Below are 13,127 nucleotides of genomic sequence, written 5' to 3' on the forward strand. Positions count from 1 at the left end.
TTTTGCAAGGACTCCCATGAAAGAAGACGCCTCGCTGTTTGCTGCCATCGACCTCGGTTCGAATGCGTTTCGCATGATGATCGGTCAGTCGGTCCGCAGCAGAAAGGGCTTCATGATTCAGGAAGTGAAAACCTTGCGTGAACCGGTGCGCCTGGCGGAAGGATTCGATGGCCGGGCGCTCGACGAAATGGCGCTGGATCGCGGCTGGCAGGCCCTGGCGCGGTTCGGCAAAAAGCTGCGCGGTTTCGAGCCGGGTCGTGTGCGGGCGGTGGCCACCAGCGCCGTGCGCGAGGCCGACAATGCGCAGTTGTTTCTCGGCAGTGCGGAGCGGCATCTGGGCTTTCGCATCGATGTAATTTCCGGGCACGAAGAAGCGCGTCTGGTCTATGCCGGCGTAGCCCATACCTTGCCGGTCGCCGATGATATGCGTCTGGTGGTGGATATTGGCGGCGGCTCTACCGAATTGATCCTCGGCCAGGGTTCGCAACCGTTGCTGACCGAAAGCATCGCCATCGGCAGCGGCACCCTGAGCGCACGCTACTTTCGCAATGGCGAGATTTCCCCCGGCGCCCTGCAAGAGGCTGAACGGGTGGCCATCCTGCAATTCGAAAAGGTCGCCCGCCGCTATCGCGCCCAAGGCTGGCAGCAGACCATCGGTTCCTCGGGCACGGCGCGGATGCTGGCCAAAGTGCTCAAGGCCAATCGCCTGAACGACTACGGTCAGGGCGGCATCACCTACGGCGGCCTGCTGCGGCTGTCGCTTCGCCTGCTGGAAGTCAGCAATGTGCGGCATTTGAAACTCGCCGGCCTGCAATCCCATCGTCAGAGCATCCTGCCCGGCGGTCTGGTGGTCATGCTCGCAGCCTTCAAGGTGTTCGGCATCGCGCAAATGGAGCCGTCGGAACCCGGTTTGCGGCTGGGTGTCCTGCACGGCCTGATGAGCAACCACTGATCGGTTTTCGCTGCCGGATATTCATCGTCAGATCAAGCCGTTCATGACGCTGAAGACGCCCTTTGAATACTCGATGACGCCTTCGTATAAACCTCGGTAAATCGCGCCCTTCCCTTCTCTGATTTCGTTTCTATGGTTAGATCGAAATGGCTGAATTGCACGCTGACTAATGGTTGCGACAGTTGATGTCTGCGCCTATGTTGCACGCGAGCTTTTCCCCCGCGAATGGAACGCGATCAACACCACAAAGAGGTGAAGAAATGTCAAAGGAATCACGCCCTGCCGTACTTGGGCTGATCGGCAATACTCCGCTGGTACAAGTCACCCGCTTCGATACCGGCCTGTGCACCCTGTTTCTCAAGCTCGAATCCCAGAACCCCGGCGGCTCGATCAAGGATCGCATCGGCCTGGCGATGATTGACGCCGCCGAGCGCGACGGTCGCCTGCAACCCGGTGGCACGATCGTTGAAGCCACCGCCGGCAACACCGGCCTGGGCCTGGCACTGGTTGGCCGCGCCAAGGGCTACCGCGTCGTGCTGGTGGTGCCGGACAAGATGTCCACGGAAAAAGTCCTGCACCTCAAGGCCATGGGTGCCGAAGTGCACATCACCCGCTCCGATGTCGGCAAGGGTCACCCCGAGTATTACCAGGACGTCGCCGCCCGTCTGGCGAAAGACATCCCCGGCGCGTTCTTCGCCGACCAGTTCAACAACCCCGCCAACCCGCTGGCCCACGAATGCAGCACCGCGCCGGAAATCTGGGCGCAGACCGAGCACGATCTGGACGCCATCGTGGTCGGCGTCGGTTCCGCCGGTACGCTGACCGGCCTGACCCGTTTCTTCAAACGCGTACAACCGGACCTCGAGATGGTTCTGGCCGACCCGGTCGGTTCGGTCATGGCTGAATACAGCCGCAGCAAGCACCTCGGCACTGCCGGTTCGTGGGCGGTGGAAGGCATCGGCGAAGACTTCATTCCGTCGATCACCGACCTGTCGAGCGTGCGCAGCGCCTACTCGATCAGCGACGAAGAAAGCTTTGATCATGCACGTCAATTGCTGCGCTCCGAAGGCATTCTCGGTGGTTCGTCCACCGGCACCCTGCTCGCCGCCGCGCTGCGTTACTGCCGCGAGCAGACCGTGCCGAAACGCGTGGTCAGCTTCGTCTGCGACACGGGCACTCGCTACCTGTCGAAGGTCTACAACGACCAGTGGATGACCGATCAGGGCCTGTTGCAGCGCAAACGCTATGGCGATCTGCGCGATCTGATTGCCCGTCGCTTCGAAGACGGCAAAGTGGTCAGCGTCGGCCCGGACGACACTCTGATGACCGCGTTCCAGCGCATGCGCCTGGCGGATGTTTCACAACTGCCGGTGCTGGTGGAAGGCAAACAACTGGTCGGCGTGATCGACGAATCGGACATCCTGGTGCGCGTACACGAAAATGCCACGCTCTTCAGCAAACCCGTCGCCAGCGCGATGACAGACAAACTGCAAACCCTCGCCCCCGCCGCGACCCTGGCTGAACTCGAAACCGTGCTCAGCAGCGGCCTAGTGGCGATCATTGCCGACGCCTCGGGCTTCCATGGCCTGATCACCCGCGTCGACATGCTCAACCAACTACGGAGATCCCTTGCATGAGTCAGCACGACAAGAACGCCCGCCCGCAGGGTTTCGCCACCCGCGTGATCCACGCCGGACAAACGCCGGACCCGACCACCGGCGCGCTGATGCCGCCGATCTACGCCAACTCCACGTATCTGCAAGACAGCCCCGGTGTGCACAAGGGCTTCGACTACGGCCGCTCGCACAACCCGACGCGTTTTGCCCTGGAGCGTTGCGTGGCGGATCTGGAAGCCGGCACCCAGGCGTTCGCCTTCGCTTCCGGGCTGGCGACGATTTCCACCGTGCTCGAACTGATCGACGCCGGCTCGCACATCGTGTCCGGCAATGATCTGTACGGCGGGACTTTCCGTTTGTTCGACAAGGTGCGCCAGCGCAGCGCCGGGCATCGTTTCAGCTACGTCGATCTGGCCGACCTGTCGGCATTCGAAGCGTCGCTGCAGGACGACACGCGGATGGTCATGGTGGAAACTCCGACCAACCCGCTGCTGAGCCTGTCCGATCTCGCCGCCATCGCGCGCATCTGCAAGGCCCGCGGGATCATCTGCGTGGCTGACAACACCTTCGCCAGCCCGTGGATCCAGCGTCCGCTGGAACTGGGTTTCGACATCGTGCTGCACTCGACCACCAAGTACCTGAACGGTCACTCCGACGTGATCGGCGGGATCGCGGTCGTCGGTGACAATCCAGCGCTGGCCGAGCGCCTGGGCTTCCTGCAGAACGCCGTCGGTGCCATCTCCGGCCCGTTCGACGCGTTCCTCACCCTGCGCGGCGTGAAGACACTGGCGCTGCGCATGGAGCGTCATTGCAGCAATGCGCTGGAGCTGGCGCGCTGGCTGGAGCAACAGCCGCAGGTCAAACGCGTCTATTACCCGGGCCTGGAGTCCCATCCGCAGCATGAGTTGGCCAAGCGTCAGATGCGCGGTTTCGGCGGGATGATTTCCCTGGATCTGAACAGTGATCTGGCGGGCGCCCGGCGCTTCCTGGAAAACGTACAGATCTTCGCCCTGGCCGAAAGCCTCGGAGGTGTGGAAAGCCTGATCGAGCACCCGGCGATCATGACTCACGCCACCATCCCGGCCGAAACCCGCGCCAAGCTCGGCATCGGTGACAGCCTGGTGCGCCTGTCGGTGGGCGTCGAGGATATCGAGGACCTGCGTGCGGATCTGGCGCAAGCGCTGGCCAGCATCTAACCCGCAGAAACGTCAAAGCCCGCACGAAGCGGGCTTTGGTGTTCGAGTAGGCGGCCAGTGCTGGTCTCTGGCTTACGAGGTTTCTCAGGACTCCCACAGTACAGGCAATGTGCTCTGCTGCTTCACACGGCATAAGGGCTGGAACCCAGCGCGGGGTTCTTTCTAACCGTGTACCCTTCGGAACGCGCCCAACGCTTCCTCGCTATCCGCTTGCGCATCAGTCTGCGTCTTCGCCTACATTCTTGAGCCTAGCAAACACGCTGCTTTGCGCTACGCGGCTTTTAGATTGATTTTCTTCTAGCGCCTGCCTGCAAGGAAGTTAACCGACTATCGCCTTCGCGCTCCCCGGACCTGCCACCCGATCGGGGCGAACTATACTTTTCGAGTTCGCTGTTCAGGTTTCATGCAAAACGTCGACACCCGTGCGCCTTGCGGTGCGCCCGTGCCAATCGCCAATCTGGTTAACCCCGGGGCCAACGAGCCACACCGTCAACCGACGGGGAATGCTCGGATGCTGGGTGGCTGATGGGTCGTGGAGAAAATCATGAAACACAAGCTTTGGTCAGGCATGGTCCTGGCGGTCGCTGCAACAGTGGTGGTGATGCCCGAAGTCTGGGCGGCGCAGGCGCAGGCTGTGGCGTCTGACGGGGCGGATCATGTCGGCGCAGGTTCGGTTGCCTCGGATGGTTCGGATCACGTGGGCGCCAAGGCCGTCGCTTCTGACGGTGCCGATCATGTGGGTGCTGGCGCAGTCGCTTCCGATGGCGCAGATCACGTGGGCGCTGGCGCAGTCGCTTCCGACGGCGCAGATCACGTGGGCGCTGGCGCAGTCGCTTCCGATGGCGCAGATCACGTGGGCGCTGGCGCAGTCGCTTCCGATGGCGCAGATCACGTGGGCGCTGGCGCAGTCGCTTCCGATGGCGCAGATCACGTGGGCGCTGGCGCAGTCGCTTCCGATGGCGCAGATCACGTGGGCGCTGGCGCAGTCGCTTCCGATGGCGCAGATCACGTGGGCGCTGGCGCAGTCGCTTCCGATGGCGCAGATCACGTGGGCGCTGGCGCAGTCGCTTCCGATGGCGCAGATCACGTGGGCGCTGGCGCAGTCGCTTCCGATGGCGCAGATCACGTGGGCGCTGGCGCAGTCGCTTCCGATGGTGCCGATCACGTGGGCGCTGGCGCAGTCGCTTCCGATGGCGCCGACAAGGTGGACGCCAGAAGGCTCGCCTACTCTCGCCGTGGCGTGGGCTCCGACCAGGTTGCATCCGCTCTCATGACCGGCAGTTATTCAGACCAGTTCAACAGCCCTCAGTAATGCTGTTCGGCGCGACCGGCGGCCTGCCGGTTGCGCCGCACTAGCACATTTGTGCTAATCGACCACCCCGTTCCCTGGCGTTATATTCCCTCGCAACCCCCGACACTCCCCAACATTGCCGCTGCGCAGTGCGCGGGATCGTTGTGCCTGGAAAAACAACAACACCAAGGAAGCAACACCATGAACCTGTACCTCAACGTCGCCAGAATCACGGTGCTCGGTGCCCTGCTTATCGGCGCCACCGGTTGCCAGACCGCCAAGCCCACCGAAGACAGCATGCGCGAACGGGCCCAGACCGTCATCGGCAAGCCCGTCTCCAAAATCGGCAACATCCGCAACGACAGCACCCTGACCTACTACACCGCCTACACCGCCGCCGGCGAATACAACTGCGAACTGCCCAGTGGCGCGATCATCGCGGTCGCCAGCATGGGCATCATGACGCCTCCGCTGTCCTGCCTGCCCAAAGGCGCGTCGCCGATTCCGGTCCAGTAAACCGTTACACCGCCTTCTCATCCGGTAAAGGATTCCGTTCGATCATGAAAACACTCATCGCCACCCTCAGCCTCGCCGCCGTCGTGCTCAGCGGCTGCGCCACACCGAAACAATGGGAAGCCACCGGCGGCAGCAAAACCGATGGTGTCGTCCAGGTTTCCTATGAACTGGGCCAGTTCGAAAGCGGGCAAACCTCTGCCGCCCAGGGATTGGCCACCGCTGAAGGACGCTGCAAGGTCTGGGGCTACAAGAGCGCCGAAGTCTCCGGCTCGGAGAAAAACATCTGCCGCACCATGGGCCAGTACAACTGCCTGCAAACCACCATTACGCAGGACTATCTGTGTAAGCGCTGACCGCTTCGGTCTGCCGGTCGCGCAGCGCACGCAAGGTCGCGCGCAGCTCGGCCGGGCGCACCGGTTTGGACAGAATGGCTATCTGGCGGTCATGCAGGGCCGCCTGGATTTTTTCGATGTCATGCCCGGTGATGATCATGGCCGGCACCGCAAAACCCCGCTGACGGCGAACTTCGTCGATGCACTCGATACCGGTACTGTGCGAGCCGAGGTCATAGTCGGCGACGATGATGTCGCAATCGGTGACCAGCCCCTGCCCCGTCAGTTCGGCCTGCACGACGCAACCCCAGCGCTCCAGCAACGCCGAGGTCGCCAGCAGAACGTTATGGTCATCCTCCACCAGACACACCTTCAACCCCGTCAGCAATCCGACCTGACGAGCCTCCTCCCGGTTGACCGGCAACTGCGGCGCCGCCCGTGACAAGCCCTGCAGCGTCACAGCCGTGCCGTGCCCCAGCCGAGAACGAATCAACACATCGACACCGATCATCTGCCCCAGCCGCTTGACGATCGACAGGCCCAGCCCAACGCCTTCAACGTCCTTGTCACGCAATTGACGGACCCGATAAAACTCCTCGAAAACCCTGGACAGATGCTCCTCGGCAATGCCGCTGCCACGGTCATACACCACGATGGCCAACCCCGCCCCTTTTCTGCGCACCCCCACCAGCACCGGCCGCTGCGCGCCATATTTGAAGCAGTTGGACAGCACGTTCTGCACCATGGTCGCCAGCAGGGCCGGGTCGGTGTGCACCCAATGCTCGTAACGGTGCAGACGCAGATCCACCCCGGCCCAGCGCGCGGCTTCGACATTCTGGCGAATCAGTTCCGTCAGCCACTGCCCCAGTTCCAGCGTTTGCATCCTCGGTTGAACCCGGCCGTTATCGAGGGTGTACAGATCGAGGATTGAGCGGAAAAGCTGCGACACGTTGAGCAGCGAACGGTCGATGTTGTCCACCAGCCGCCGCTCATCCTCGCCCAGCCGCGACTCGCGAAGACACGCGGTAAACAGGCCGATGGAGTGGATCGGCTGGCGCAGGTCATGACTGGCCTGGGCCAGGAATCGCGATTTCTCCAGGTTGGCCGCGACCGCCTCTTCGGAAGCCTTGCGCGTACGTTCCAACAGAAGGTGCGCATACACCGGAATCACCGTGCTGGTGATCATCAGCATCAACACCATGAACGGTTGCGCCTGCCAGTACGGCGTCAACCGATAGACCGCCAGCAGCGCAAGCAATGCCAATACCGTGGCGATCGCCAGATAGCGCGAGCCATAGCGCATGCCGTTACCGAGGTTGACCCAGACCATCACGGCATAGATGGGCAGCGCCGCCTCGCCACCGACTACCAGACCGAAGCAGGTGCCGGTGTAATCGTGGACCATACCGAATATCCGCCGCGCCGGGTAATGCCCCGGCCAACGCACGATGGCCTGACGCAGCCCGACGGAGGCCAGCAAAAACAGGGCAATGTAAGTGACTACCGGCAGATAGGTATCGAAGCGCTGGCCCGGCAGGAACCCAAGCACGGCCATGTACACCAGCGCGATACTCGCGATGATGATGCGCAGATTGGCCTGATCGAGCTCGGTGTTCTTTTCGAACTTCATGGGGAACGTCCTTGTGCGGCAATCGTCAGAATCAGCACGAACCGACAGGCAACGCCTTCGCCTGGTGCTAAGGTGCACGCCGTGAGAAATGTCGACCCAGGGAGGGTTGTGCCATGACATGCCGAATCATCATAGCCGACGATCATCCGCTGTTTCGCGAAGCGATGGTGCGCACGGTAAGTCGTCTGTTGCCTGAGGCGCAGATCGAAGAAGCCGGCGATCTGGAGGCGGTGCTCGCCCTGCTGCCTTCCGGCGATGAGCCGGACACGCTGATTCTGGACCTGCGCTTCCCCGGCCTGACTTGCGTCAGTCAGCTCGGCGAACTGCGTCGGCGCCTGCCGCGCACCACACTGATCGTAGTGTCGATGGTCGATGACGAGGCGTTGATCGGCGAAGTCATGGCGGCGGGCATCGACGGTTTCATCGGCAAGAACATCGCCCCCGACGAGATCGGCGAGGCCATCCTGGCGATCCGCGAAGGCGAAGTGCTGGTGAAGTTCGCCCCGTCGGGTCTGCTGCCACTTGAAACCGGCGCCGCCCTCACTCCGCGCCAGCAGGATGTTCTGCGGCTGATTGCCCAAGGCAAGACCAACAAGGAAATCGCCCGTGAACTGGATATTTCGCCGTTCACGGTGCGGATTCATGTGTCGTCGTTGTTGCGGGTGCTCAACGTGCCGTCGCGGGCAGCGGCGGCAGTCAAGTATTCCGGTGCGGGTTAGCTTCCGCAGCCGTGATTACGGATCAACCTGCGCCATCAGCTCCTGCACCGACTCCTGTCGTTTCGCATAACGCTGCGCCAGCACTGCGCAGACCATCAACTGGATCTGGTGAAACAGCATCAGCGGCAGAATCAGCACACCGATGGTACTGCCGGCAAACAACACCTGGGCCATCGGCACTCCGGTGGCCAGGCTCTTTTTCGAGCCGCAGAACAGGATGGTGATGCGATCTTCCAGGTTGAAGCCGAACAACTTGCCCAGCAGCGTCGATGCCAGCAGCACCAGCCCCAACAGGATGCAGCAGGCCACCACCAGACCGAGCAGATCGATCACCGGAATCTGGTGCCAGATGCCTTCGTTGACGGCTTCACTGAACGCGCCATAGACCACCAGCAGAATCGAACCCTGATCGACGAATTTCAGCCAGTTTTTGTTGCGTCCGACCCAGGCGCCGATCCAGCGGCGGGCGATCTGCCCGGCGATGAATGGCAGCAGCAGTTGCACACTGATTTTCAGGATCGCGTCGACGGTCGAACCGCCGTCGCCATGCACGTTCAGCAACAACGTCACCAGCAACGGCGTGAGAAAGATCCCAAACAGGCTGGACGCCGCCGCACTGCAGATTGCCGCCGGAATATTGCCCCGGGCCAGCGAGGTGAAGGCAATCGCCGATTGCACCGTGGCCGGCAATGCGCAGAGGTAAAGCATGCCCATGTACAGGTTGTCACCGATCATCGGCGACAGCAGCGGTTTGAGCGCCAGCCCCAGCAACGGGAACAGGACAAAAGTCAGGCTGAACACCAGCAGATGCAGGCGCCAGTGACCGGCGCCGGCAATGATCGATTCGCGGGACAGCTTGGCGCCGTGCAGGAAAAACAGCAGCGCAATCGCAATGTTGGTCAGCCAGCCGAAGCCGACCGCGACCTGACCACTGGCGGGCAGGAAGCTGGCGAGCAGCACCACGCCGATCAGGGTCAGGGTGAAGTTGTCGGGCAAGAATCTTGGGCGCGTCATGGTTTGTTCATCCGGGGGTTGCCAGTACGTGGAAGCGACTCTAACGTGACTGGAAATTACCGACTAACGCCGAAGAGCCGCAAGATGCCGCCAAAAGGACACGACAAGAGCGTCAGACGCAGCATTCCCGGGCTGCCGAGCCTGCCGCGTCCGTTGTACGGGCGCACCGAATCGCTGCCCAATCGCGCCCTGACCCGTCGCCACAGTCATCCGTGGGTGCAATTGTCCTACGCGATTCAGGGTGTACTTGAAGTGCAGACTGCCGCCGGCCGTTTCGTTGCGCCGCCGGAACGCGCTGTGTGGATTCCGGCGGGTGTGCCGCATCGGGTATTCAGTTCGCCGCACACGGAAATGCGCAGCCTGTACATCGATTGCAGCGTGGCGGGTTGGGCGCTGGAGCGTTGTCATGTGCTCGGCGTCAGCGATCTTTTGCGGGAGCTGATCCGGGCCTTCAGTCAGATTCCTGTCGAGTATGACCAGAGCGGCCCTCATGGACGCCTGGCACAGGTGATCCTCGATCAATTGGCCGAAGCCCCGCAAATCGACCTGATGCTGCCACTGCCCCAGGACATCCGTTTGCGGCAGATTTATCAAAGTCTCGAGCAACATCCGGAACAGCAGACCACACTCAGTCACTGGAGCGAAAAGTTCGGTGTGACCGAAAAAACCTTGAGCCGGCTGTTCTTGCGCGATACCGGCCTGACCTTCCGTGCATGGCGCCAGCGCTTGCGCTTACTGGGCGCGCTGACGCCACTAGAGCGTGGCGAACGGGTCACCGAAGTGGCTCTGGCCTGCGGTTATGATTCGACATCGGCGTTCATCGCAGCCTTTCGCCAACAGTTCGGCGAGACGCCTGGAGAATTTTTTCGCTGATTTTTGTCGATATTTATCGAATTAAGACATGCCAATCGACAAACTTCAGGGTAGAGTTTCGCCCATCAAGAATGATTGACACGTTTCGACGATAACAATGATCAACCACCCTTTAGCGAACCTGTCGGCGGTAACAGCATGATCGAAGTCACTGAAGTTTCCATTGCTCAACTGCGCTCGGCGCTCGAATCCGGCCAGACCACCGCGGTTGAACTGGTTCAGGCCTATCTGGCACGTATCGATGCCTTTGACGGCCCGGACACCGCCACCGCCCTGAACGCGGTGATCGTGCGCAACCCCGAGGCCTTGAAGGAAGCCGAGGCGTCCGATGCCCGCCGCGCCAAGGGCGAAACCCTCGGTCCGCTGGACGGCATCCCCTACACCGCCAAGGACAGCTATCTGGTCAAAGGCCTGACCGCTGCGTCCGGCAGCCCGGCGTTCGCCGATCTGGTGGCCCAGCGTGATGCGTTCACCATCGAGCGCCTGCGCGCGGGCGGCGCGATCTGCCTGGGCAAGACCAACATGCCGCCGATGGCCAATGGCGGGATGCAGCGCGGAGTCTACGGCCGCGCTGAAAGCCCGTACAACGCCGCTTATCTGACTGCACCGTTTGCTTCCGGCTCGTCGAACGGTGCCGGCACCGCCACCGCTGCAAGCTTCTCGGCATTCGGTCTGGCGGAAGAAACCTGGTCGAGCGGTCGCGGCCCGGCGTCGAACAACGGCCTGTGCGCGTACACGCCATCGCGCGGGGTGATCTCGGTGCGCGGCAACTGGCCGTTGACGCCGACCATGGACGTGGTGGTGCCCTACGCGCGCACCATGGCTGACCTGCTGGAAGTCCTCGACGTGGTGGTCGCCGAAGACACCGACACCCGTGGAGACCTGTGGCGCCTGCAACCCTGGGTGCCGATCCCGAGCGTCGCCTCGGTGCGCCCTGCTTCCTACCTTGATCTGGCAGTGAAAAGTGATGCTCTGGCTGGCAAACGCCTCGGCGTGCCACGCATGTACATCAACGCCGACCCTGAGGCCGGCACCAGCGAAGCGCCGGGCATTGGCGGTCCGACCGGGCAACGCATCAACACCCGCGCCTCGGTGATCGACCTGTGGAAACAGGCTCGCCAGGCCCTCGAAGCCGCCGGCGCGGAAGTCATCGAAGTGGATTTCCCGCTGGTCTCCAATTGCGAAGGCGATCGTCCGGGCGCACCGACCGTGTTCAATCGCGGCATCGTTTCCAAAGAGTTCATGCACCACGAACTGTGGGACCTGTCGGCCTGGGCCTTCGATGACTTCCTGCGCGCTAACGGTGACCCGAAACTCAATCGACTGGCGGACGTCGACGGCCCGAAAATCTTCCCGCACGACCCGGGCACCCTGCCCAACCGTGAAGGCGACCTCGCCGCCGGCATGGATGAGTACGTGCGCATGGCCGAACGCGGCATCACGCCGTGGGATCAGATCCCGACGCTGCCGGACGGCCTGCGCGGTCTGGAGAAGACCCGCAAGCTCGACCTCGAAGACTGGATGGATCGCCTCGGCCTCGACGCCGTGCTGTTCCCGACCAACGCCGACGTCGGCCCAGCGGATGCCGACGTCAACCCGGCCTCGGCGGACATCGCCTGGAGCAACGGCATCTGGGTCGCCAACGGCAACCTCGCGATCCGCCACCTCGGCGTGCCGACCGTCACCGTGCCGATGGGCGTGATGGCCGACATTGGTATGCCGGTGGGGCTGACGTTTGCCGGTCGCGCCTATGACGATTCGACGTTGCTGCGTCTGGCAGCAGCGTTCGAAGCGACCGGGTCGAAACGACTGGTGCCGCCGCGTACGCCAGCCCTGGCCGCAGGCAAGTAAATGCAAAACGGCGGGATCGATTGATCCCGCCGTTTTTTTATCGCTCTGCCAGCTCTTCCAGCAAATCCGCCGAAGGCACGAAGAACAGACTGCCGGTCACCGCCGTACTGAAGTCCAGCAACCGGTCGTAATTGCCGGGCGGCTTGCCGACGAACATGTTCTCCAGCATCTGCTCCAGCGGCTCGGGCGAACGTGCGTAACCGATGAAATAAGTGCCGAACTCACCTGCGCCGGGCCGACCAAACGGCATGTTGTCGCGCAGGATTTTCACCTCTTCACCATCCTTGGTGATGGTGGTCAACGCGCTGTGGGAATTGCTCGGTTTGACCGAATCATCCAGCTCGATATCGGACAGCTTGGTCCGCCCGATCACCCGTTCCTGCGCTTCGACCGGCAATTCGTTCCACGCCTTCATGTTGTGCAGATACTTCTGCACCAGCACATAACTGCCGCCGCTGAACGTCTGATCTTCATCGCCTACGAGGGTGAAATGCTCGGCTTTGCGGCCGACCGGATTCTCCGTGCCGTCGACGAAACCGATGATGCTGCGCATGTCGAAATAGCGGAAACCTTGCACCTCGTCGGTGACCGTAACGGCACCGTCCAGTGCCGACATCAGTTGCGTCGCCAGCTCGAAACACAGGTCCATCTGATCGGCACGAATGTGCAGCAACAGGTCGCCGGGCGTGGAGACGGCGCGCCGCCCTTCTACACCGAATTCGCGAAAGTCATGCAGCGACGCCGGTCGCGGGCTGCCGAACAGACGATCCCACGCGCTGGAAGAAAACCCGCAGACACAGGACAGGTTGCCCGAGGGCACGCGCTTGCCGACCGAGCGTGTCAGGCCCGCGATATCGGCGCACCAACTGCGGACGGTTTCGGCCGCCTCGGCTTCGGCGTTAAGGGTCGCCACGATGAAGATCGCAGCGCTGGTGATCGGGCTGCAGACGGCTTGAGGATCTGGCGTGTCGATGATCGTCGCTCCTGGCATGGTGGGCTGGCTCGACAGCGAGGTTAGCAAAGAAGTGTCGAATGAAGTATTACCCGTGCGCTACCCGTGGCGCTCGACACTTCGTTATTCACGAACAATACCCACGAAATAAACGATTTTTCTTCGTCGGAATTCTCCTACTAGCA

The 13,127-nt window shown here is 62.2% G+C and carries 12 protein-coding genes; 9 read left to right on the forward strand and 3 right to left on the reverse strand.

The genetic code is table 11. The annotated features are described in order from the left end of the window. Positions 1-16: 16 nt before the first annotated feature. The 6 genes from R1A29_RS15865 (at position 17) to yecR (ending at position 5,924) form a co-directional block, all read left to right on the forward strand. Positions 17-952, forward strand: coding sequence for a Ppx/GppA family phosphatase (locus tag R1A29_RS15865; protein ID WP_085711345.1), 936 nt, complete (start codon positions 17-19; stop codon positions 950-952). Positions 953-1,212: 260 nt separating this feature from the next. Further along, positions 1,213-2,589: a pyridoxal-phosphate dependent enzyme gene (locus tag R1A29_RS15870; protein WP_438298848.1), complete on the forward strand. Its 1,377-nt coding sequence runs from the start codon at positions 1,213-1,215 to the stop codon at positions 2,587-2,589. Beyond that, positions 2,586-3,764, forward strand: coding sequence for a cystathionine gamma-synthase (locus R1A29_RS15875; RefSeq protein ID WP_438298849.1), 1,179 nt, complete (start codon positions 2,586-2,588; stop codon positions 3,762-3,764). The genes R1A29_RS15870 and R1A29_RS15875 overlap by 4 nt, the downstream gene beginning before the upstream one ends. Positions 3,765-4,420: 656 nt before the next feature. Continuing rightward, on the forward strand, positions 4,421-5,038 hold the full coding sequence (locus tag R1A29_RS15880) for a hypothetical protein (RefSeq protein ID WP_438298850.1): 618 nt from the start codon (positions 4,421-4,423) through the stop codon (positions 5,036-5,038). A gap of 218 nt (positions 5,039-5,256) precedes the next feature. After that, positions 5,257-5,571, forward strand: a complete 315-nt coding sequence (locus R1A29_RS15885) for a hypothetical protein (protein ID WP_085711348.1) — start codon at positions 5,257-5,259, stop codon at positions 5,569-5,571. Between the two features lie 44 nt (positions 5,572-5,615). Further along, on the forward strand, positions 5,616-5,924 hold the full coding sequence (yecR, locus tag R1A29_RS15890; RefSeq protein ID WP_438298851.1) for a YecR family lipoprotein: 309 nt from the start codon (positions 5,616-5,618) through the stop codon (positions 5,922-5,924). Here the strand turns inward: yecR and R1A29_RS15895 are convergent. Then, entirely contained in the window at positions 5,896-7,533 is a 1,638-nt protein-coding gene (locus R1A29_RS15895) for an ATP-binding response regulator (protein WP_438298852.1), read from the reverse strand. The two genes, yecR and R1A29_RS15895, sit on opposite strands and share 29 nt — an antisense overlap. A gap of 113 nt (positions 7,534-7,646) precedes the next feature. On the opposite strand from R1A29_RS15895, the gene R1A29_RS15900 reads away from it, so the two are divergent. Then, the gene (locus R1A29_RS15900; RefSeq protein WP_438298853.1) at positions 7,647-8,252 is read left to right on the forward strand and encodes a LuxR C-terminal-related transcriptional regulator; all 606 of its coding nucleotides are present in this window, start codon (positions 7,647-7,649) and stop codon (positions 8,250-8,252) included. Between the two features lie 15 nt (positions 8,253-8,267). Here R1A29_RS15900 and R1A29_RS15905 read toward each other — a convergent pair whose 3' ends face one another. Continuing rightward, positions 8,268-9,266, reverse strand: coding sequence for a bile acid:sodium symporter family protein (locus tag R1A29_RS15905; protein ID WP_438298854.1), 999 nt, complete (start codon positions 9,264-9,266; stop codon positions 8,268-8,270). A gap of 84 nt (positions 9,267-9,350) precedes the next feature. On the opposite strand from R1A29_RS15905, the gene R1A29_RS15910 reads away from it, so the two are divergent. Continuing rightward, positions 9,351-10,139 carry an AraC family transcriptional regulator gene (locus R1A29_RS15910; RefSeq protein ID WP_085711354.1) on the forward strand — a complete coding sequence of 263 codons (789 nt, stop codon included), beginning with the start codon at positions 9,351-9,353 and terminating at the stop codon, positions 10,137-10,139. Between the two features lie 138 nt (positions 10,140-10,277). Then, the gene (locus R1A29_RS15915; RefSeq protein ID WP_438298855.1) at positions 10,278-11,990 is read left to right on the forward strand and encodes an amidase; all 1,713 of its coding nucleotides are present in this window, start codon (positions 10,278-10,280) and stop codon (positions 11,988-11,990) included. Positions 11,991-12,027: 37 nt separating this feature from the next. On the opposite strand, the gene R1A29_RS15920 is transcribed toward R1A29_RS15915, so the two are convergent. Next, positions 12,028-12,981, reverse strand: a complete 954-nt coding sequence (locus R1A29_RS15920) for a Dyp-type peroxidase (protein WP_438298856.1) — start codon at positions 12,979-12,981, stop codon at positions 12,028-12,030. Between the last annotated feature and the right edge of the window lie 146 nt (positions 12,982-13,127).

Source organism: Pseudomonas sp. NMS19W (assembly GCF_051554255.1).
Lineage (GTDB): Bacteria > Pseudomonadota > Gammaproteobacteria > Pseudomonadales > Pseudomonadaceae > Aquipseudomonas > Aquipseudomonas kribbensis.

What these genes read in the sequence shown, in the direction of transcription:
- R1A29_RS15905 (WP_438298854.1), bottom strand. Translation starts at nt 9,266, where the DNA reads ATGACGCGCCCAAGATTCTTGCCCGACAACTTCACCCTGACCCTGATC.
- R1A29_RS15875 (WP_438298849.1), top strand. Translation starts at nt 2,586, where the DNA reads ATGAGTCAGCACGACAAGAACGCCCGCCCGCAGGGTTTCGCCACCCGC.
- R1A29_RS15900 (WP_438298853.1), top strand. Translation starts at nt 7,647, where the DNA reads ATGACATGCCGAATCATCATAGCCGACGATCATCCGCTGTTTCGCGAA.
- R1A29_RS15880 (WP_438298850.1), top strand. Translation starts at nt 4,421, where the DNA reads ATGTCGGCGCAGGTTCGGTTGCCTCGGATGGTTCGGATCACGTGGGCG.
- R1A29_RS15885 (WP_085711348.1), top strand. Translation starts at nt 5,257, where the DNA reads ATGAACCTGTACCTCAACGTCGCCAGAATCACGGTGCTCGGTGCCCTG.
- R1A29_RS15920 (WP_438298856.1), bottom strand. Translation starts at nt 12,981, where the DNA reads ATGCCAGGAGCGACGATCATCGACACGCCAGATCCTCAAGCCGTCTGC.
- R1A29_RS15915 (WP_438298855.1), top strand. Translation starts at nt 10,278, where the DNA reads ATGATCGAAGTCACTGAAGTTTCCATTGCTCAACTGCGCTCGGCGCTC.
- R1A29_RS15895 (WP_438298852.1), bottom strand. Translation starts at nt 7,533, where the DNA reads ATGAAGTTCGAAAAGAACACCGAGCTCGATCAGGCCAATCTGCGCATC.
- yecR (WP_438298851.1), top strand. Translation starts at nt 5,616, where the DNA reads ATGAAAACACTCATCGCCACCCTCAGCCTCGCCGCCGTCGTGCTCAGC.
- R1A29_RS15865 (WP_085711345.1), top strand. Translation starts at nt 17, where the DNA reads ATGAAAGAAGACGCCTCGCTGTTTGCTGCCATCGACCTCGGTTCGAAT.
- R1A29_RS15910 (WP_085711354.1), top strand. Translation starts at nt 9,351, where the DNA reads ATGCCGCCAAAAGGACACGACAAGAGCGTCAGACGCAGCATTCCCGGG.
- R1A29_RS15870 (WP_438298848.1), top strand. Translation starts at nt 1,213, where the DNA reads ATGTCAAAGGAATCACGCCCTGCCGTACTTGGGCTGATCGGCAATACT.